The sequence below is a fragment of the Streptomyces sp. NPDC029151 genome (assembly GCF_055564315.1).
This window is the reverse complement of record NZ_JBVHWQ010000001.1, coordinates 119,141-139,655: the sequence shown is the minus strand read 5'-3', so window position 1 is coordinate 139,655 and position 20,515 is coordinate 119,141. Positions and strand designations below refer to the sequence as shown.

16 protein-coding genes are annotated in these 20,515 nt (G+C 73.7%); 7 read left to right on the top strand and 9 right to left on the bottom strand.

What is annotated here, in order from left to right; translation table 11 throughout:
• Positions 1 to 193 precede the first annotated feature (193 nt).
• From ACZ4VF_RS00620 to ACZ4VF_RS00585, 8 genes are all read right to left on the bottom strand, one after another.
• The gene (locus ACZ4VF_RS00620; RefSeq protein WP_467922267.1) at positions 194 to 1,438 is read right to left on the bottom strand and encodes an MFS transporter; all 1,245 of its coding nucleotides are present in this window, start codon (positions 1,436 to 1,438) and stop codon (positions 194 to 196) included.
• A 325-nt stretch (positions 1,439 to 1,763) separates the two neighbouring features.
• Positions 1,764 to 2,753, bottom strand: a complete 990-nt coding sequence (locus tag ACZ4VF_RS00615) for an aldo/keto reductase (RefSeq protein ID WP_467922266.1) — start codon at positions 2,751 to 2,753, stop codon at positions 1,764 to 1,766.
• A 215-nt stretch (positions 2,754 to 2,968) separates the two neighbouring features.
• Positions 2,969 to 4,195, bottom strand: a complete 1,227-nt coding sequence (locus ACZ4VF_RS00610) for a cytochrome P450 family protein (RefSeq protein WP_467922265.1) — start codon at positions 4,193 to 4,195, stop codon at positions 2,969 to 2,971.
• A gap of 94 nt (positions 4,196 to 4,289) precedes the next feature.
• Positions 4,290 to 5,501, bottom strand: coding sequence for a cytochrome P450 (locus tag ACZ4VF_RS00605; protein ID WP_467922264.1), 1,212 nt, complete (start codon positions 5,499 to 5,501; stop codon positions 4,290 to 4,292).
• Entirely contained in the window at positions 5,498 to 6,124 is a 627-nt protein-coding gene (locus ACZ4VF_RS00600; RefSeq protein ID WP_467922263.1) for a GTP-binding protein, read from the bottom strand. The genes ACZ4VF_RS00605 and ACZ4VF_RS00600 overlap by 4 nt, the downstream gene beginning before the upstream one ends.
• Positions 6,105 to 6,452, bottom strand: coding sequence for a DUF742 domain-containing protein (locus tag ACZ4VF_RS00595; protein WP_388317053.1), 348 nt, complete (start codon positions 6,450 to 6,452; stop codon positions 6,105 to 6,107). Before ACZ4VF_RS00595 ends, ACZ4VF_RS00600 begins: the two co-directional genes overlap by 20 nt.
• A gap of 11 nt (positions 6,453 to 6,463) precedes the next feature.
• The gene (locus ACZ4VF_RS00590; RefSeq protein ID WP_467922261.1) at positions 6,464 to 6,871 is read right to left on the bottom strand and encodes a roadblock/LC7 domain-containing protein; all 408 of its coding nucleotides are present in this window, start codon (positions 6,869 to 6,871) and stop codon (positions 6,464 to 6,466) included.
• A complete protein-coding gene (locus ACZ4VF_RS00585) occupies positions 6,868 to 8,646 on the bottom strand; it encodes an ATP-binding protein (protein ID WP_467922260.1) in 1,779 nt (592 codons plus the stop codon). The genes ACZ4VF_RS00590 and ACZ4VF_RS00585 overlap by 4 nt, the downstream gene beginning before the upstream one ends.
• A 462-nt stretch (positions 8,647 to 9,108) precedes the next feature.
• On the opposite strand from ACZ4VF_RS00585, the gene ACZ4VF_RS00580 reads away from it, so the two are divergent.
• From ACZ4VF_RS00580 to ACZ4VF_RS00550, 7 genes are all read left to right on the top strand, one after another.
• Entirely contained in the window at positions 9,109 to 10,029 is a 921-nt protein-coding gene (locus tag ACZ4VF_RS00580; RefSeq protein WP_467922259.1) for an LLM class flavin-dependent oxidoreductase, read from the top strand.
• Entirely contained in the window at positions 10,026 to 10,529 is a 504-nt protein-coding gene (locus ACZ4VF_RS00575; RefSeq protein ID WP_467922258.1) for a hypothetical protein, read from the top strand. The genes ACZ4VF_RS00580 and ACZ4VF_RS00575 overlap by 4 nt, the downstream gene beginning before the upstream one ends.
• Positions 10,519 to 11,343 carry a hypothetical protein gene (locus ACZ4VF_RS00570; RefSeq protein WP_467922257.1) on the top strand — a complete coding sequence of 275 codons (825 nt, stop codon included), beginning with the start codon at positions 10,519 to 10,521 and terminating at the stop codon, positions 11,341 to 11,343. Before ACZ4VF_RS00575 ends, ACZ4VF_RS00570 begins: the two co-directional genes overlap by 11 nt.
• Positions 11,340 to 12,227: an ATP-grasp domain-containing protein gene (locus tag ACZ4VF_RS00565; protein WP_467922256.1), complete on the top strand. Its 888-nt coding sequence runs from the start codon at positions 11,340 to 11,342 to the stop codon at positions 12,225 to 12,227. Before ACZ4VF_RS00570 ends, ACZ4VF_RS00565 begins: the two co-directional genes overlap by 4 nt.
• The gene (locus tag ACZ4VF_RS00560; protein ID WP_467922255.1) at positions 12,224 to 12,934 is read left to right on the top strand and encodes a hypothetical protein; all 711 of its coding nucleotides are present in this window, start codon (positions 12,224 to 12,226) and stop codon (positions 12,932 to 12,934) included. The genes ACZ4VF_RS00565 and ACZ4VF_RS00560 overlap by 4 nt, the downstream gene beginning before the upstream one ends.
• Before the next feature lie 4 nt (positions 12,935 to 12,938).
• The gene (locus ACZ4VF_RS00555) at positions 12,939 to 13,751 is read left to right on the top strand and encodes a phytanoyl-CoA dioxygenase family protein (RefSeq protein WP_467922253.1); all 813 of its coding nucleotides are present in this window, start codon (positions 12,939 to 12,941) and stop codon (positions 13,749 to 13,751) included.
• 163 nt (positions 13,752 to 13,914) lie between these two features.
• Positions 13,915 to 17,289, top strand: coding sequence for a pyruvate carboxylase (locus ACZ4VF_RS00550; RefSeq protein WP_467922252.1), 3,375 nt, complete (start codon positions 13,915 to 13,917; stop codon positions 17,287 to 17,289).
• Here the strand turns inward: ACZ4VF_RS00550 and ACZ4VF_RS00545 are convergent.
• Positions 17,269 to 20,463: a caspase, EACC1-associated type gene (locus tag ACZ4VF_RS00545; protein WP_467922251.1), complete on the bottom strand. Its 3,195-nt coding sequence runs from the start codon at positions 20,461 to 20,463 to the stop codon at positions 17,269 to 17,271. The genes ACZ4VF_RS00550 and ACZ4VF_RS00545 overlap by 21 nt on opposite strands.
• Positions 20,464 to 20,515: the final 52 nt, after the last annotated feature.

The following is a 20,515-nucleotide window of genomic DNA, read 5'->3' as shown; positions in this document are numbered from 1 at the left end:
GCCGCCGGGGCGGCTGGCCTCCGCCAGGGCGGCTCACTGCGGCCGGGACCGCTGGGTTCGGCCGGGGCGGTTGACCTCGGCAATGGCTCCCGGCCGGGACGGCGGACCTCCGCCGGGGCGACCGTCCTCGCTCCGGCCGGGATGACCGAGCTCGGCCCCGGGAGAGTCCCCCCGCCGGGCCGCGCTGCGTCCGTCAGGCCGCCGTCTGCAGGGCCTCGCGGCCGGTGACGTCGCCGTCCCTCGTGCGCAGCGTCAGGGGTACCGGTCCGCCGCGGCGGCGCAGGAGCAGGCCCGTGCCGACCGACCCGGCGATCAGCAGCCCGCCGGCCACCAGGGCGCCGCGCGCCCCGGCCCACTCCATCAGCAGGCCCAGCAGCGGGGGCCCGCCGAGGCTCCACACCGTGCCGATGCTGCTCCACACCCCGAGTACCCGGCCCCGCAGATGCGGCGGCGGGTCGGTCTGCAGCACGGCCGTACCGGCGGTGTCGGAGACGGACTCCACGACCGCCATCGGCAGGACCAGCACCAGCAGCACCGCCAGTGACGGCGACAGACCCGCCACCACCTGGAGCAGCGCGCCCGCCGCCGCGAGCAGGCCCACGGTCCGCACGGACGGCCTGCGCAGCCGGGCGCCGAGGACCGCGCCGAGGATCCCGCCGACGGCGAGCACGGTGGAGACGGTGCCGAACGCCCCGGCGCCGCCCGCCAGCGGGCCGGTGACGAGGACGGCGAGCGTCAGGCCGTAGTTCCGGCCGAAGACCGAGCTGAGCCCGGTGATGCCCGCGAGCGCGACCAGGCGGGGCCGGCGCGCGAAGAAGGACAGACCCTCCCGTACGGTCATCTCCCCGGGCGCCGCGACCGCCCGCGGACCCGGCTCCCGGGACGCGGTCCCGGGCGCCGGCCGCAGGAACGGCACCACCGCTGCCACGAACAGGAACGACACCCCGTTCGCCGCGTACGCGGCGCCGGTGCCGAGGAAGCCGACGGCCACGCCGGCCAGGGCGGTACCGGCCAGCCGGCCGGAGCTGTGCACCAGTGCTCCCACGCCGATCGCGGACGGCACGTCGGCCACCGGTACGAGATCGTTGCCGAGCAGCGCACAGGCCGGACCGTCGACGGTGGCGATGACACCGGTCACGGCGGCCAGCACCAGCAGCGCCGTCATGTCGATCCGGTCCAGCGCCACCAGCAGCGCCGTCGTGAAGGCGACCGCGCCGAGCAGGGCCTGGCTCACGGCGACCGTCAGCTTCCGGGGCCAGCGGTCCACGGCCGCACCGCCGAGGACGCTCACGAACAGCGCGGGCGCCGCCTGGACGGACATGGACAGTCCGGTGGCCGCGGCCGAGCCCGTGATGTGCAGCACCAGCAGGTTCTGCACCGTGAGCTGCATCCACGTACCGGCGTTGGAGACGAAGTTGGCGGCCGACCACCACCGCATGCTCCGGTACCGCAGGGAACGCCACGGCGAACGTGAGGCCGGGGCGGTGGCGGGCGCGGACGGGGGCAGGGCGGACGGAGAGGAAGAGGACACGGCGGGGTACACAACCAGGCGATCGGAGCAGACCGGCGGATCCCGTCGGTCCGGCGGCGTTGCACGGCCGGGCCGCCTGGTCAGGGCGCCGACCATGGTGGCAGACGGGACACCGCGGTCGGCGCCGGGCGGCTAGCCGCCCCGGGCCGGCCCTCCTCAAACGCCGTGGCGCACCGGCGAGTTGGCACCCGCGTGGGGTTCCTCACAGAGGGTGCGGAAGCGGGGCACCGGGTCAGCGGTTGACCGTGCGCATCCCCGCCTCGTCGTACCGCTCACCCGCCGCCCGCGGCAGTTCGGCGTCGATGCGGGCCAGGTCCTGCGCGGTCAGCTCGATGCCGCTCGCGGCGGCGTTCTGCTCCAGGTAGGTGCGGCGCTTGGTGCCCGGGATCGGCACCAGGTCCTCGCCCTGCGCCAGCACCCAGGCGATGGCCAGCTGGGCCGGGGTCACCTCCTTCTCGGCGGCGATCTCCTTCACCTTCTCCGCCAGCCTCAGGTTGGCCTGCAGGTTGGCGTCCGTGAAGCGGGGGTTCTCGCGGCGCCAGTCGTTCGCGTCCAGCTCGTCCGGGGAGCTGAAGCGGCCGGCCAGGAAGCCACGGCCGAGCGGCGAGTACGGCACGAAGCCGATGCCCAGCTCACGGCAGGCGGGCAGCACCTCGGCCTCGACGTCCCGCGACCACAGCGAGTACTCGCTCTGCACCGCGGTGATCGGGTGGACGGCGTGGGCGCGCCGGATGGTCTCCGCGCTCGCCTCGCTCAGCCCGATGTAGCGCACCTTGCCCTCGGCGACCAGCTCGCCCAGCGCGCCGACCGTCTCCTCGACGGGGACGTTCGGGTCCACCCGGTGCTGGTAGTACAGGTCGATGTGGTCGGTGCCGAGCCGCTGGAGCGAGCCGTGCACCGAGGCCCGTACGTGCGCGGCCGAGCCGTCCTGCGGACCGACCGTGCTCATGTCGCCCGGTACGGCGTCGTCCAGCCGGTGGTTGAACTTCGTCGCGATCACGTACGCGTCGCGGTGCCCCCTGATGGCCTCTCCCACCAGTGACTCGTTGGTGAGCGGCCCGTAGACCTGCGCCGTGTCGAGGAAGTCGATGCCGAGGTCGAGGGCGCGTCGGATGGTCGCGATGCCCTCCTCCCGGTCGGCGGAGCCGTAGAACGCGGACATGCCCATGCACCCGAGCCCGATGGCCGATACCTGAAGGTCCCGCAGCCTGCGCTTCTGCATGAGGAATCCCTTTCTCGCACCCTTGATCGTCGGTCCGGCACGGCACACGGCCTGTCTCCATCTAGCGACGGATCCCGGCGCCCGGCATCCCGTGGAGGAGGCCGGGCATGGGCCCTGCGCGCGCCGTCGGCGACGCTATGGGCTGGAGCGCTCTCGAAGTCAAGCCGCTCGAAGTCAAGCCGCGCGGAGTCGGGCGGCGGGCTCTCGCGCGAGGGCTACGGATTCAGCCGGACCGGCAGGTCGAACAGGTCGTTCTGGGTGACCACCGGCTTGTGGCGGAGTTCGGCCGCCGGGACGGCCAGGTCGAGGTGGGGGAAGCGGGCGTACAGCGCCGGCAGGGCGATGCCCGCCTCCAGCCGGGAGAGCGCGGCGCCGGGGCAGACATGGGGGCCGTGGCCGAAGGAGATGTGCCGGTTCCCCGTCCCGCGGGTGATGTCGAACCGCCCGGCGGTCGGGCCGTGCGCGTTCTCGTCGCGTCCGATCGCGCCGTACGACACGATCAGCGCGTCCCCGGCCGGGATCACCGAGTCGCCGACCGGCACGTCCTCGGTCGCGAACCGGATCAGGACGTGCGAGGTGGGGGTGGAGAAGCGCAGGGTCTCCTCGATCACCGCCGGCCACTCCGCCTGTCCGGACAGCACCAGGTCGCGCTGCTCGGGGTGGGTGGAGAGGTTGACGACGGCGTTGACGATCAGGGAGATCGTCGTCTCGTGACCCGCCGCCACCATCAGCTGGAGGGTGGAGACGATCTCCTCGTCGGTGAGCCGGTCGCCGTCCTCCGAGGCGAGGATCAGCGCGCTGGTCAGGTCGTCACCGGGCTCGGCCCGCTTGGCCGCGACGGTCTCCGCCATGATCCGCGCCAGCTCGGTGAGGGTCGCGACGACCTCCCCGGGCGGGGTCTGCGTGGAGAAGAACTTCTCGAACAGCGCCTTCAGCCGGGGAAGCCGCGCCTCCTCGATCCCCATGAGGTCGGCGATGACGTACATGGGCAGCGGATAGGCGACCGCCGCCTTCAGGTCGACCACGGAGCCGTCCGTGGGCAGCGCGTCCAGCAGGTCCTGGGTGAGCTTCTCGATCCGCTCCCGCATGCGCTCCACCCGGCGCGGGGTGAGCGCCTGCGCGACCAGGGCGCGCAGCCGCCGGTGGTCGGCGCCGTCCACCGTGAGCATGGAGCGGCCCGGGTTGGCCAGACCGATCAGGGGCCAGTCCGCGGGTATCTCCCCGCGCTGCCAGGCGCCCCACACGGTGATGTCCTTCACCAGCCGCGGGTCGGTGAGCAGCGCCTTCGCCTCCGCGTGGTGGGTGACGGCCCACACCGGCACCCCGCCGGGCAGTTCGACCGCGGCGAGCGGGCCGGCCGCGCGCAGCGCCGCGCTCTCGGCGTCCAGGTCGGTGACGAAGGGGTCGAGGGCGATGCGTGGTGCTTCGGTACCGGTCGTCATCGTGACGTGCCTCCCAGGGCAGGGGTCGGAAGTACGGCGAGCACGACGCCGGTCCCGGGGGCGTGGCCCGGGCGCACGGCGCGACAGCGGGTCGTCACAGGGCGGGTACGGGGGTGAAGCGGACGGGCAGCCGGCTCAGCCCCCTCAGCCACGGCGAGGGGCGGCGGACGAGGGACCCGGCGGGCACCGCCAGGTCGATGTCCGGGAGCCGGTCCAGGACCACCTGGATGCCGCTCCGCGCGATCACCTCGGCGATCTCCTGCGCGGGGAACGGACAGCGGTGTTCGCCGTGGCCGAAGGAGAAGTGCGCGTTGTTGCCGCCGGTCAGCGCCGAGGCGTCGGTCCGCACCTGCGGATCGGAGTTGGCCCCCTGCAGTCCGAGCAGCAGCAGGTCGCCGGCCTTGACGGCCCGGCCGCCGAGGCGCGTGTCGCGGGCGGCCCAGCGGCCGGCCACGTTCTGCGTCGGGGTGTCCTCCCACAGCACCTCGTTCATCGCCTCGGCGACACTGTGGCGCCCGCCGAACAGGGAGGCGGCGAACCGGTCGTCGGTCAGCATCAGCCGCAGGGAGTTGCCGATCCAGTCGGCGGTCGGCTGGTGCCCGGCCGCCATCATCACCATCAGGTCCTGCGCGATCTCCTCGTCGGTGAACCCGCTCTCGTCGGCCAGCATCCGGGAGACCACGTCGTCCGCGGGCTCCTTCCTCCGGTCGGCCAGCAACTGCCCCATGGACGCGGCCAGATGGGCCTGCCCGGCCAGCGCCCGCTCCCGCCCGTCGATCATGTCGTTGAGGGCGGTGACCAGCCCGGGGCCGTCCTCGTCCGGGAAGCCGTACAGCCGGGCCAGGACCCGCACCGGCAGCAGCATCGCGTACTGCGCGACCAGATCCGCCTCGCCCGCGGCGCACAGCGCGTCGATCAGCTCGTCCGCGAACCGCTCGGCGTGCCCGCGCAGTTCGAAGGGGTCCACCTCCTCCAGCGCGTTGCTGATCATGGCGGCGCGCTGCCGGTGCCGTTCGCCGACCGTGTACAGGATCGACGGCTGCTTGCGGCCGATCATCGGCAGCAGCGGCCAGTCGGCGGGGATGTTCTCCCACTGGTTCCACAGGTCCGAGTCCCGGCTGAACAGCGCCGGGTCACCGGTGACCTGGTGCAGCTCGCGATAGCCGAGCACCAGCCAGGCCGGGACGTCGCCGTCGAGCAGGACCGGGACGACGGCGCCGTGGTCGCGCCGCATCTCCCGGTACAGCCGGGCGGGTTCGGTCTGGAACCGGGGTCCGCTGAGCGGGACGGCGTCGGATGTGGTCACGCGAACTCCTGTCGGGGCAGGCCCGTCCGCGCGGACGGGTCGGCGTACCGGTTCTTCACGTGCTGCACCAGTGTGATCAGCACCTGCTTGCCCGACTCCCGGGAGCGGGCGTCGCAGTCGACGAGCGGCACCCGCGGATCCAGGTCCAGGGCCTCGCGGACCTCCGCACCGGCGCGGATGGGGCCGCCGAAGTCGTTGCAGGCGACGACGAACGGCGTGCCGTGGTGCTCCAGCCGGTCGATGGCGTACCAGGAGTCGTCGATGCGCCGGGTGTCGACCAGCACGACCGCGCCGAGGGTGCCGGTGAACAGCCGGTCCCACAGGAACCAGAACCGCTCCTGCCCCGGCGCCCCGAACAGGTACAGCACGTTGCGGGCGTCCAGGGTGATGCGGCCGAAGTCGAAGGCGACCGTGGTGGCCGACTTGCCCCGCACCTGGCGGATGTCGTCCACCGTCGCACCGGCCTGCGTCATCGTCTCCTCGGTGTTGAGGGGACGGATCTCGCTGACCGAGCGGACCAGCGTGGTCTTGCCGACGCCGAAGCCGCCCACGACCACGATCTTGAAACCTTGGTCGGCGGAGGCACCCAGGGGGGTGCGTGCCTCAGAGGTTGCGGAGTCCAACGAGCACCTGCTCCAGGATGTCGGGATCGGTAATGGCCGGCCGGTGCGGATGGCGGGCGCTCACCCGGCCCGCGGCCAGCAGGTCGGCCAGCAGCACCTTGGTGATGCCCACGGGCAGCCGCAGCTCGGCGGCTATCTCCACCACCGAGGTGGGGGAGCGGGTCAGCTTCAGGATCGCCACGTGCTCCGACTGCATCCCGGTCACCGGCTCCGACTCGGCGACGACGAGGGTGACCAGGTCGAAGGGGTTGTCGGGGCCGGTCCGGGTGCGTCCCTGGGTGAGGGTGTACAGCCGGTCGGGGGCATCGTCCCGGCCCGGCCGGTTCATGCCCGGTCGGCTCATGAGCTGCGGGGGAGAGCGGTCAGGTGCTCGCCGAGCTGCTCCACCAGTTCGCTCATGTTGTGGCCGACGACACCGGCGTCCGCCTCCTCCGTGGTGACCACGGCCAGGTGGGCGCCGGCACCCGCCTCCACGATGAAGAGCACACCGCCGTAGAACTCCGTCATCGCCGAGCGCACCCCGCCGCTTCCGTCACCGAACTCCATGGACGCTCCGTGCGAGAGCGACTGGATGCCGGCGGCGATCGCGGCGAGCTGGTCGGCCTGGTCGACGGTCAGCTCGGGCGTACGGCACAGCTTCAGCCCGTCCCGGGACAGCACGAGCGCGTGCCGGGCTCCGGGGGTCCTCTCCAGCAGGCCCACCAGGAGCCAGGTCAGCTTGTCGTCGGCGGTGGTCGGGCCGGTCATGAAGTGGTGTCGCCTTCCGGGTGCGCGTGCGGGTGGGAGGGGCCGGGGGAGCCGTGTCCGGCAGCGCCGTACGAGGCTTCGCCGGCCGTACGGGAGGAGTCGTGCCCGTCCGGCACGGGGCCGTCCTGGGCGGGGTTGTGCGGGGCGTCGGCCGTACGGCTGTCCCGCACGGGTACGGTGCCCCGGACGTCCGGCGCCGTGGCGTGCGCGGGGTCGGCCTGGGGGGCCGGGGCCGGGGAAGTGGCCCGGTCGTCCGCGACGGGCGCGGGCGCCGCCGGGCGTACCGCCTGGCGGAAGCTGCTGAAGCGGGCCGCGCGGGCCTTGCCCTCGTCGGCGGCCGGCGTGGCGGCGGACGTGGCGGTGCCCGGCGCGGAGCGGGCGCGTTCGGCCGCGGCGAGCGTACGGCCCCGGCGCCGTCTGGGCAGCCCGGCCGGCCCGGGTTCCGGCGGCGCGGCGGACGCGTGGGCGGCGGCGGCGGCGTCCGCGGCGGCCGGTACCGCGGCGGGCGGGCCGCCCTCCGGGCGGGACGGGTCGTTCCACGGGTGCGGGTCCGTGGTGGCCGGGCCGTCCCCCGCGTGTGGGGCCGCCGTGGCCGGGTCGGGCCGTGGGCGTGGGGCCGCGGTGACGGGCTCCGCCGGAGCGGGGCCGGCGAGGAGGGACTGCGGGATGAGCATCAGCACGCCCGTGCCGCCGCGCGCCGACGGCCGGAACGACACCGTCAGCCCGTGCTTGCGGGCCAGCCGGCCGACCACGGCGAGGCCGAGCCGGGTACCGGTCAGGCCGCCCAGCCCGGTGATGTCACCGGAGACCGCGCGCTCGGCGCGGCGCAGCTGCACCTCGCCCATCACCAGCCCGCTGTCCTCCACGGACACGATGACCCCGGCCGGCACCTCCTCCACGTAGACGTGGACCTCGGCGGTCGGAGGCGAGAAGTTCGCGGCGTTGTCGAGGAGTTCGGCGAGCGCGTGCATCACGCCCTCGGCGGCGTGCCCGGCGACGGCGGCCTCGCTGACCGAGTGCACCCGGATGCGCCGGTAGCCGGCGATCCGGCCCATCGCGCCGCGCAGGATCGACTCCATCCCGATCGGCCGCGCCCACCGACGGCCCGAACGCGCCCCCGTCAGCACGGCGACGGAGTCCGCGAGCCGGCCGGCCTGGGCGGTGCGGTGGTCGAGGTGGAGCAGGTCGGCCAGCACGTCCTCGTCGGTGTGCCGGTCCTCCATCGCCCGCAGGTCGGCGAGTGTGGCCGTGGCGAGGGCCTGCATCCGGGCGGCGGCGTTGGCGGTCGCGGAGAGCGCGGTGGCCCTGTCCCGCCGGGCCCGCTCCAACTCGCCCGAGAGCCGGGCGTTCTCCTGCCGGAGCCGGTCCAGCTCCCGGGTGCCCCGCTCCTCCAGACGGGCCCGTTCGGCCGCGAACGACTCCGTGAACTCGGTGCGCTGCTGGGCGAGTTCGTCGATGAGCCGCTGCTGCTCCTGGCGCGCCTCCTCGGTCGTACGGGCCTGCTGCTGGAGCAGCCGTCCGACGTCCCGGGTGACGCCCTCCAGCCTGCGCCGGGTGGTGCGCTCGGCGCGCAGGGCGTGCGCGGCCGTGGCCACCGCAGCGCTGAGGACGACGGCTGTCGCGCCCGCGCCCCAGGCCAGCGGGGCGCGGACGGAGCCCGGCGCCACCGCCACGGCCGCGCAGACCGCGAGCGCCGACAGCACACCGGTCAGGGCGAGGACGGAGACGAACGTACGGAGGGAAGGTCGGTCGCCGGGATGCGTGGGCGCGGTCATCGGTCCGGTCTGGTCCTCGCGGCAGAGAGGGCTGGGTGGGGGCGGGCGGGAAGGCTCGGGTGCGGCGGGCGGGAAGGCTCGGGTGGGACGGGCGGGAAGGCTCGGGTGGGGCGTCGTGACACCGGTGGTGAACTGGCGGTCACTATACGAGAGTTCCTGATCGAAACCGAAAGGTTCCCTGTGCGTTCCGGTAACTGGACGCTCCCCTCCGTAGGACCGGACCCGATTCGGTGCTCGTGCCCCGGGGGGCTGGCGGTCGCCCGGCCGGGGTGCGCGGGGCGGCTCCTCGTGCGGGACGGCTCCGCGGCGCGGCGGCCGCGAGCACCGCCCGCGCGGTGCGCCCGAACGTCAGTCCGGCTCCCCAGAACCACCTTTCCCAAGAATGAGCAGAAATCCTTCGCGGGAAATACCCCGGCCTCCGGACATGGCGATCTCGCAACCCCCGCTGCTACGCTTCGCGCCGTGAAGGTCGGTATTACTCTGCCCTTGGCGGAATACCCCGGAAAACAGCCCTCGTACGACGAGATAAGAGCCCTCGCCCGACAGGCGGAAGCCGCCGGATTCGATTCCCTGTGGTGTTTCGACCACCTGCTTTTCCGTGCGGACGGCGAGCCCGCCGAAGGCATCTGGGAATGCTGGACCACCCTCAGCGCGCTCGCCGAAGCCACCTCCCGCATCCAGCTCGGGACCCTCGTCCTGTGCACGGCTTTCCGGAATCCCGCGGTCCTCGCGAAAATGGCGGTCACGCTCGACTCGATCAGCAATGGACGTCTCATTCTCGGACTGGGTGCCGGCTGGCACCGGCCGGAATTCGAGGCGTTCGGCATCGAATTCGATCACCGGGTGGCCCGCTTCGAGGAAGCCGTGCACATCATCGCGTCACTGCTGCGCACCGGAAAGGCGGAATTCGACGGCCGTCACTCCTGGGTCCACGATGGTGAGCTTCGGCCGCGCGGGGTACGCCCGGCGGGTCCGCCCCTGCTGATCGGCGGCTCCGGTCCCCGCGTGCTGCGGGCCACCGCCCGCCACGCCGACCTGTGGAACGGCTGCTGGTTCGGGGACCCGGCCGGCTTCGCCCCCGCGCTGCGGACCGTGCGCGAGGCCTGCGCCGCCGCCGGACGCGACCCGTCGACCCTGCGCGTCACCGCCGGCGTGAACGTCGTACCCGGCGTCCCCGTGGAGCCGCCGGACCCGCGGCGGCCCGTCCTCAGCGGCACCCCCGCCGACCTGGCCGCCGGCTTCGCCGGCTACCGCGACCTCGGCACCGACCACCTCGTCTGCAACCTGAACCCCCATCACGCGGCGGCGCAGCGCGCCCTGGCCGAGGCCCTCCGGCGCTACCGCAGCGAGCCGGACCCGACCGAGGAGGGAACCGTTCGATGACCTGGACGATCGACGAGGCGAGGGTGATGCCCTTCCTCAAGGCGGCCCACCGCCGGGACCTGCTCGCCGCCCTGCGCCGGCCCGCGCCCGCGCCGGCCCCCGCCCCCGAGGTGGAGGAGGCCGCGGCGGGACCGCACGCCAAGAGCTTCAAGGACTTCAAGGACGGCAAGGAGTTCAAGGACTACAAGGACCGCAAGGACTTCAAGGACCACAAGGACCTGAAGGACCTGAAGGACCGCAAGGACGGCAAGGACCGCAAGGACACCAAGGACGGGAAGGACTTCAAGGACGGCACGGACGGCGCCTGGACGCCCACCGGGTCCGCCGCCCCGCCCACCGCGCGTCCCGCGCACCGGCCCACGCCCACGGCGGCCGGCACCGACGCCCGCGCCGACAACCCCGGCGACGCCCGCACCGACGCCGGCTCCGACGACGTCCTCTCCGTCCTGCGCGCCTCCCGGGCGAGCCGGTTCCTCAGGGAGCGCGGCCTTGTCATCTGACACCGGAACACCACCCCCGTCGGACGCCCCCGCCGACCTCGTCGTGGTCGCCGACCCCCGGGACCCCACGGCCCTCGAACTCGCCGCCTACGTCACCGAGCAGGGCCGCTCCGTCGCCGTCCTCGACGTCTTCGACGCGGCCCAGCTGTTCACCGTCACCGCCCGCGCCGGCACGGCGACCGTCGACCCGGTGGTCCCGCTGGTCCTCCTGCTGCCCGCCCCGCCCGACCGCCGCACCGGCTGGGACGCCGAGTTCCACCTCGGCGAGTGCTTCGCCCAGGTGTGGGCGGCGGCCGCGCTCACCCCCGCCCCCGTCGTCAACCGCCCGGCCGGCACCCTCGTCGCCGGCCGCACCGCCCGCTCCGCCGCGGTGACCGCCCGGCGCGCGGGCGAACCCGGCAACGGCGAACTCTTCTCCCGCGGCTACCCCCGGCCCGGCAGCGCGCAGGGCGAGACCTTCTGGGTCGAGGACATGGGCACCGCGCGCGCCCACCGCTGGCCCGAGCGGCCGCCCGGCACCGGTCCCTACCGCGCCCGCTGGACGGACGACGACCCCGCGACGGAGACGGTCGTCGTCCTCGGGGACCGCGGCTGGCGCTGCACCACCGCCGACCTCGACCACCTCGGCCTGGAGTCCCGCAGCGCGGCCGCCGCCGACGCCCTCGGCCTGGACCTGGCCGCCCTGGTCTGGCGGGTCACCGACGGCACCGCCACCGCACGCCTGGTGCACGTCGAGCCGTTCCCCGCACTGGAGCAACTGCGCATGGTCTGGCTCGGCCTCGGCCCCCGGCTGATGGAGGTGCTGTTCCCGTGATCTACGCCCTCGGCCTCGCCACGGACGGCACCCTCGCCCACTTCACCGCACGGGCCGCCGCGGACGTCACCCTCGTCGACCTCGCCGAGCTGGCCGCCGACGGCGCCTGGCGCCTCGCGCTGCCCGACGACGGCGACAGCTGGCTGCTCGCCCGCGACCAGCGCCACGACCTGCGCCCCGGCGACGGCTACTACTGCCGGCTCGCGGACCTGTCCGCCCTGGAGGACGACCCCGGGCTCCGCGCCCGGTGGCACGGCCTCCTGGCCGCGCTCACCGCCTGGCTCGACACCGTCCCGGGCCCCGTCGTCAACCGCCCCGGCACGGCCGGCGACAACGGCTCCAAGCCGCTGCACGAAGTCACCCTGGCCCGCTGCGGCCTCACCGTCCCCGAGAGCCTGACCAGCTCCGACGCCGGCCGGCTGCGCGCGTTCGCCGCCGCCGGACCCGCCATCGTCAAGGCGCTGTCCGGCGTGCGCGCCGACAGCAGACTGATCGGCCCGGAGGAGTTCGACGCGTTCACACCGCACCAGGGCCCCGTGCACCTCCAGCGGTACGTCGCAGGCAGCGACGTGCGCGTGCACGTCTGCGGGGACACCGTGCACGCCGAGGAGGCCGTGTCCGGCGCGGTCGACTACCGCACGGCACCCCCAAAGGACGTCGTGTTCCGGCCCCACGACCTGCCCGCCGCCCTCGCCGCGCAGCTCACGGCCCGCACCCGGGACCTGGGGCTCGCCTTCGCCGGCTGGGACCTCAAACGCGACGCGGACGGCACCTACTGGTGCCTGGAGGCCAATCCGATGCCCGGTTACGACTGGTACGACCGCCGGGCCGACGGCGCCATCACCGCCTCGCTGACGGACCTGCTGACGGGAGACCCGGCATGATCACCGAGCTGCCGCTGCTCACCGCCGACGACACCGAGGACGTACGCGCACGCGTGCACTCCCTGCGCGAGCACTGGATCGCCCGCGGCGGCGAACCACCCGCCTTCCTCACCCTCGGCACCCCTAGCTACCTGGACGTCGCCGAGCGGCCGGAGAGCGGACGCTACCAGCGCCACGGCGTCGCCGCCCGCCCCCTGCTCCTGGAGCACTTCCAGGACCTGTACGACCTGATCGGCACGACCCTCGCCGAGCACCTCGACGCCCCCGTCCGCTACCCGGACCACCTGGCGCTGCCCGGTTTCCACATCTGGCTGGAGGCCGCCGTCTTCACCCGCCCCCAGGCGCCCGTCCACTTCGACCTCCAGTACCAGGCCTTCGACTGGCCGCCGGGCACCGACACCGACCGCCTGCTCTCCTTCACCCTGCCGCTCCGGGTGCCCGCGGCCGGCGGCGGACTGAACTTGTGGGAGACGACGTACCGGGACTTCCGCCGCTCGCTCGCCCGCGGCTGGGTGGAGAGCGCCGCCGACCTGCAACGCTTCCACCCCAAGCGGTACGTCCCCTACACACCCGGCCGGCTCTACGTCCACTCCGGGCACGTCCTGCACCAGGTCGCCCCCAGCAGCAGCGTGCGCGCCGGCGACGAACGCCTCACCCTCCAGGGCCACGGCGTCTGGTGCGCCGACCACTGGCAGCTCTACTGGTGACGCCATGACCGTGCTCACCGCCGCCGACCTGGACGACTTCACCGAGCGGGGCTACTGCGTGCTGCGCGGCGCGTTCGACGAGGGCCGCGCCGCCCCCGTCCGGGACGCGGTCTGGCGGCGCATGCGGGAGAAGGCCGGCATCGAGCGCGCCGACCCGCGGACCTGGCCCGCCGCCTACGACATCGAGGAGCGGCTCGACCTGCCCGAGGTCCGCGCCTGCTTCCCCGACGTGCTCGCGCGGGCGGTGGAGGAACTGGTCGGCCCGGGCCGCTGGCGCGGCGACCGGGGCTGGGGGTTCTGGCCGGTGAACTTCACCCACGGCGCCGACCGGCCGGCCGGGTCCGTGCCCGTGGAGGGCTGGCACGTCGACGGCAACTGGTTCCGGCACACCCTCGACGCACCGCACCAGGGACTGCTCCTGATCGGCCTGTTCTCCGACATCGCGCCCACCGGCGGCGGCACCCTGCTCGCCGCGGGCAGCCACCGCCGTACCGCCCACGTCCTCGCCCGCCATCCCGAAGGGCTCGGCCACCGCGAGCTGTTCGACCTCGTCCTGGCCGAACCCCTGGGGGACATCACCGAAATCACCGGCAGCGCCGGGGACGTCGTCCTCGCCCACCCCTTCCTCTTCCACACCCGCGGCTGCAAACACACCGGACCACCCCGATTCCTCAGCAACACCGAGGCCGGTCTCACCGCACCCCTGCGCCTGCACGGCGGCGACGCCCGGAACCGTTCCGTCCTGGAGAACTCGATCCGCGCGGCCCTCGCCGCGCCCCCGCCCGCCTTCCCCGACGGGCTGCGCTGCCGCTTCTGACCGGCCCGGCCCGGCGCGCCCCTGTGGCGCCGCCCACCCCGTCGGTGTGATGGTTTTCGCACCTCGCCCCGCGCGGGCACCCCCTATGGTGTCCGCGAGTACGGCAGGGCGTGGCTGGACATCAGGGTGTTCGTCGCCGGCAGGCAGCTGAAGGGAATCCAGAATGTTCCGCAAGGTGCTGGTCGCCAACCGTGGAGAGATCGCGATCCGCGCGTTCCGGGCGGGCTACGAACTCGGCGCGCGCACCGTCGCCGTGTTCCCGCACGAGGACCGCAACTCGCTGCACCGGCTGAAGGCCGACGAGGCGTACGAGATCGGGGAACCGGGGCACCCCGTGCGGGCCTACCTCTCCGTCGAGGAGATCGTGGGCGCCGCCCGCCGGGCGGGCGCCGACGCCGTCTACCCGGGCTACGGCTTCCTGTCCGAGAACCCGGAACTGGCCCGCGCCTGCGAGGAGGCGGGCATCACCTTCGTCGGTCCCAGCGCCGCCACCCTGGAGCTGACCGGCAACAAGGCCCGCGCGGTCGCCGCCGCCCGCGCGGCCGGCGTCCCCGTCCTCGGCTCCTCCCAGCCCTCCACCGACGTGGACGAACTGGTGCGCGCCGCCGAGGAGATCGGCTTCCCCGTCTTCGTCAAGGCGGTCGCGGGCGGCGGCGGCCGCGGCATGCGCCGCGTGGAGGACCCGGCCCAGCTGCGCGAGTCCATCGAGGCCGCCTCCCGCGAGGCCGCCTCCGCGTTCGGCGACCCCACCGTCTTCCTGGAGAAGGCCGTCGTCGAGCCCCGCCACATCGAGGTCCAGATCCTCGCCGACGGCGAGGGCAACGTCATCCACCTCTACGAGCGCGACTGCTCGCTGCAGCGCCGCCACCAGAAGGTCATCGAGCTGGCCCCCGCGCCCAACCTGGACCCGGAGCTGCGCGACCGGATCTGCGCCGACGCCGTCCGCTTCGCCCGCGAGATCGGCTACCGCAACGCCGGTACCGTGGAGTTCCTGCTCGACCGCGACGGCAACCACGTCTTCATCGAGATGAACCCGCGCATCCAGGTCGAGCACACCGTGACCGAGGAGGTCACCGACGTCGACCTGGTCCAGGCCCAGATGCGGATCGCCTCCGGCGAGACCCTCGCCGGCCTCGGACTTTCCCAGGACACGGTCACCCTCCGTGGCGCCGCCCTCCAGTGCCGGATCACCACCGAGGACCCCGCCAACGGCTTCCGCCCCGACACCGGCCGGATCAGCGCCTACCGCTCCCCGGGCGGCTCCGGCATCCGCCTCGACGGCGGCACCACCCACGCCGGTACCGAGATCAGCGCGCACTTCGACTCGATGCTGGTCAAGCTCACCTGCCGGGGCCGTGACTTCCAGGCCGCGATCGGCCGGGCCCGGCGCGCGGTCGCCGAGTTCCGCATCCGCGGCGTGGCCACCAACATCCCGTTCCTGCAGGCGGTCCTGGACGACCCGGACTTCCAGGCGGGCCGGGTCACCACCTCCTTCATCGAACAGCGCCCGCACCTGCTCACCGCCCGTTCCTCCGCCGACCGCGGCACCAAGCTGCTCACCTACCTCGCCGACGTCACCGTCAACAAGCCGCACGGCAAGCGGCCCGAGCTGCTCGACCCGCTGACCAAGCTGCCGCCGCTGCCCGCCGGCGAGCCGCCCGCCGGTTCCCGCCGGCTCCTCGTCGACCTCGGCCCCGAGGGCTTCGCCCGGCACCTGCGCGAGTCGCCGACCGTCGGCGTCACCGACACCACATTCCGCGACGCCCACCAGTCCCTGCTCGCCACCCGGGTGCGTACCAAGGACCTCCTCGCCGTCGCCCCCGTCGTCGCCCGCACCCTCCCGCAGCTGCTCTCCCTGGAGTGCTGGGGCGGCGCCACCTACGACGTCGCGCTGCGCTTCCTCGCCGAGGACCCCTGGGAACGGCTGGCCGCCCTGCGCGAGGCCGTCCCCAACATCTGCCTCCAGATGCTGCTGCGCGGCCGCAACACCGTCGGCTACACCCCGTACCCGACCGAGGTCACCGACGCCTTCGTGCAGGAGGCCGCCGCCACCGGCATCGACATCTTCCGCATCTTCGACGCCCTCAACGACGTCGGCCAGATGCGCCCCGCCATCGACGCCGTACGCGAGACCGGCACCGCGATCGCCGAGGTCGCCCTCTGCTACACCGCCGACCTCAACGATCCGTCGGAGCGCCTCTACACGCTCGACTACTACCTGCGCCTCGCCGAGCAGATCGTCGAGGCCGGCGCCCACGTCCTCGCCGTCAAGGACATGGCGGGCCTGCTGCGCGCCCCGGCCGCCGCCAAGCTGGTCTCCGCGCTGCGCCGCGAGTTCGACCTGCCCGTGCACCTGCACACGCACGACACCGCCGGCGGCCAGCTCGCCACCTACCTCGCCGCGATCCAGGCCGGCGCCGACGCCGTCGACGGCGCGGTGGCCTCCATGGCCGGTACGACCTCCCAGCCGTCGCTGTCCGCGCTCGTCGCCGCCACCGACCACTCCGACCGCCCCACCGGCCTGGACCTCCAGGCCGTCGGCGACCTGGAGCCCTACTGGGAGGGCGTCCGCAGGATCTACGCCCCGTTCGAGGCGGGCCTCGCCTCCCCGACCGGCCGGGTCTACCACCACGAGATCCCCGGCGGCCAGCTGTCCAACCTGCGCACCCAGGCCGTCGCCCTCGGCCTCGGCGACCGCTTCGAGGACATCGAGGCGATGTACGCCGCCGCCGACCGCATCCTCGGCCGCCTGGTCAAGGTCACCCCGTCCTCCAAGGTCGTCGGCGACCTGGCCCTGCACCTGGTGGGCGCCGGAGTCTCCCCGGACGCCTTCGAGGCGACCCCCGACAGGTTCGACATCCCCGACTCGGTGATCGGCTTCCTGCGCGGCGAGCTGGGCACCCCGCCCGGCGGCTGGCCGGAGCCGTTCCGCACCAAGGCGCTGCAGGGCCGCGCCGAGCCCAGGCCCGTGCCCGAGCTGTCCGCCGAGGACCGCGAGGGGCTGGCCAAGGACCGCAGGGCCACCCTGAACCGGCTGCTGTTCCCCGGTCCGACCCGCGAGTTCGAGACGCACCGCCAGTCCTTCGGCGACACCAGCGTGCTGGACAGCAAGGCCTTCTTCTACGGCCTGCGCCCGGGCAAGGAGTACGCCGTCGACCTGGAGCCCGGCGTCCGGCTGCTGATCGAGCTGCAGGCGATCGGCGAGGCCGACGAGCGCGGCATGCGGACCGTGATGTCCACGCTCAACGGCCAGCTCCGCCCGATCCAGGTCCGCGACCGCGCGGCCGCCTCCGACGTCCCGGTGACGGAGAAGGCCGACCGCTCCAACCCCGGCCATGTCGCGGCGCCCTTCGCCGGTGTGGTGACGCTGGCCGTCGCCGAGGGCGACGAGGTGGCGGCGGGTGCCACGATCGCCACGATCGAGGCGATGAAGATGGAGGCCACGATCACGGCCCCCAAGGCGGGCCGTGTCTCCCGGCTGGCCATCACCCGGATCCAGCAGGTGGAGGGCGGGGACCTACTGGCGGAACTGGCGTGAGCGGTCCTCCAGGCCTTCCTTGTAGATCGCCATGAGGCGCGGGCCGAGATGCTTCACCGCCGTCGTGCGGAACTCCTCGTGCGCGAAGCGGAGCCGCGGCTCGTCCGGGCCGTTCTCCTCCACCGTGAGGAGGCGGCCGATGCCGCTCCTGAGGATCGTCTCCAGCCGGTAGGGGGCCTGGCCCGTCAGCCGGGCCAGGTCCGCCCTGGTGATCCCGGCCGGACGGGCCGCGAGCAGCCCGATGACGTCCTGGTTGTCTTGGTTCGCGGTCAGTACGGTGTACAGCTCGTTGAAGGCGTCCCGGGAGACGTTCCGGGCCATGGGGGACGGGCTCAGCACGCGGATCCGGCACTGGCGCAGCGGGTGCCGGGCGGGGACGTCGTCGGGCAGCGGCGTGTGACGGCCGGCGACGAGCACGCGCAGGCCCTCTCCGGGCTGCTGGGGCAGCAGCGAGGCGATGCTGGGCAGGCCGGTCAGGGGGCCCCGGTCCTCGTCGAGACCGTCGACCAGGAGGAGCAGCCGCCGGCCCTCCGAGCGGGCCCGGGCCGCGGCGAGCCCGAGCAGGCGGGCCCGCAGCCGGTCCCGTGCCCCGGCGAGCATCGTGGCCGTGGGCACGGGTTCGTCGAGCAGCCAGGCCAGTTGTTCGACGAGCGCGTCGGTGAAGGCCATGCTGTCGGCGTGCTCCGCGACGCGGTGGGAGGCGAAGAACGCCACGACGTCGACGTCGGCGGGGGGACGCAGGGCGAAGGCGGACAGCAGGGCCGTCTTGCCCGACCAGGGGGCACCCTGCCAGAGGGTGTACGGCTCGTCCCCGTGGCAGAAGGCCGCCAGCTCGGTCAGTTCCGGATCCCGGTCGTGCAGCACCGCCGGAGCCAGGGCTCGGACGTGGTCGGCATAAGGGGCCACCCGTTCGGGCTCCGGGCTCGGGATCTCGGGCAGCTTGTCCAGCGGTCCGAGCCCCATCAGCGCGGCCAGGAGCTCCTGCTGCTCGGGCGGCCCGGTCAGGAGGCGCTCGATCCGGACCGCTTCGAGGTGACCGGGGCCCTCCGAGGGGTTGACCGCGTTGACGACACCGACGATGCGCCCTTCGGCCCACACCGGTGCGCCCCCCATCCCCGCCCAGGGAGAGGGACCACCGCCGGCCGGTTCGCTCGGAGCGCCGTTCACGGTGATTTCCAGCGTGCCGCTGCGCAGGTTGGAGAGCGTGGACGCGGTGCCGAACACGTGGGCGAGATCGGAGAGAGTCCGCCCGACGCGCCACTTGTAGGCGGGGAAGCCCGCGGCTTCCACGGTGACCACCGCCGGCCGGCCCGTGACGCGGCCGTAGCGCACGGGAGGGACGACGGGGGCGTGGCCGGGCGGCTCGAACCGCAGGAGGGCGACGTCCGCGCTGTCGTCCGCCCAGGCGACCGTCGCCGGACCGGTCCACTCCTCGGGACCGAAGGTGAACCGCAGGCGGATCTCGGTCTCGCCCCGCACCACGTGGGCCGCGGTGAGCACGCAGTCGTTCGTCACCCGATAGCCCGAGCCGCCGGGGTCCCGTGTCACCACCTCGGCGATGCGCGCCGGGTCCAGGTGCCGTGAGGAGACGGCGCCGTCCTCCGCCCGCGCCGGCGCAGCGGTGTCGCGGACCTCCGCGGGCGCGGTCGGGAAGAGGGTGACCGTGATCATCCCGTGCCGGATCACCACCACCGGTTCCGGCGAGCCCACCGTCTGGCAGTCCGCGACCGACCGGGGCACTCCCAGGCCGACGGACTCGACCAGCTTGACCCAGGTCAGCAGCCGGGCCAGACGGAAGTTGCGGGGCTGTGACTGGCGTTCCAGGGCGCTCAGCCGTACCTGCCCGTCGAGCCTGTGCGACGGGCCGCTCCAGGAGCCGGGACTGATCACCTCGATCCGGTCGTCGAAGACGTGGACCTGCACGCAGGCCGCGTGGTCGGTGTAGTCACGGTGGACGACGGCGTTGGCGATGATCTCCCGTACCGCGATCATGGGATAGCGGTAGGCGGGCTCGCTGTACGCGCTCCCGGCGGTGGGCGACTCGCCGAGCGTGGCCGATCTCGCCACGAAATCCCTTGCCTGGACAATGAGTTCGGGAACCGTGCCGTGCAGCTCGCGGCTCTCCACGGGATCCGTCTTGCGGGTCCCGCGGAACCGGACGCAGCGCACCATCGCCGAGGGCAGCAGTGCCGTCGGGTTCTGCCCGAACAACAGGACACCGGCGAGGGTGGGGTGCCCGTTCTTCAGGAGCCCGGCCCGCTGGAGGAACTCGCCGGACGTCAGCTGCTCGGGCAGGGTGGCCGCCATGTCGTCCTTCAGGTCGCGCCGGAACGCCTCGATGCGCTTCTCGCTGAGCGTCTCGCCCGGGGCGATGTCGTCCATGGACGCCGGAAGAGCCCTGCCGCGGGCGTCGTCGACGGTGGGTCCGGGCTCCGGGGGCGGCGGGGGGCCGGCCGGCTGCTCGGCCGTCGGCGCCGGGCGGCGGGCGATGGGGACCGCCCCCGCCCCGTCGAAGGTGCGGTGCGGTGCGTGGCCGTCGAATCTGACCTGCGCGAGGTAGGTGAAGAGGTCGTCCAGGTCGACCACGTGATCGGCGTTGCGGTCGACGGCCTTGGTGAGCAGGCCGTCGACCAGTGCGCGGGTGAAGGGACTCGGGTCGCCGCGCGCCTCCGCGTCGGCCGCCCGGTCCGCCTCCGAGGTGGCGGCTATCAGATAGCGACCCTCGCCGGACAGCGCGTCGAGGAGGCCGTCGTCGCCTTTGAAACCGCCGCTGTGGCAGCAGTCCAGGATGACGATCTTCACCTGGGCGAAGCTGTCGGTGATGGCGTCGGACAACGTCGCCGCCGGGAGGGCGGTCGAGCGCAGTCTGTCGGTCCGGGTGTCGCTCGCGCACAGGAAGAGCTTCCGGTTGCGGTTGCGGCCGTGCCCGCTGTAGTAGAAGAGCAGGGTGTCGTCGGACTCCGCGGTGCTGAAGAACTCGTCGACCGCGCGGATGATCTCCGCGGCGTCGGCCTCGGTGACCAGACGTACCTCGCTGCGCTGGAAGAGACCCGCCGTCGGGTCGGTGAGCGCGTCGCGCAGGAGGAGCCCGTCGGCCTTCGGGCCCTGGAGCTCGTGCAGGACGCCCGGGTCCCCCGGGTACCGTGAGTTGCACACGATCAAAGCCCGGTACATGCAATCCTTCGCGGTCCGTGCGGAGTTGGTGACCGGCAGCCAGCCTATGCCC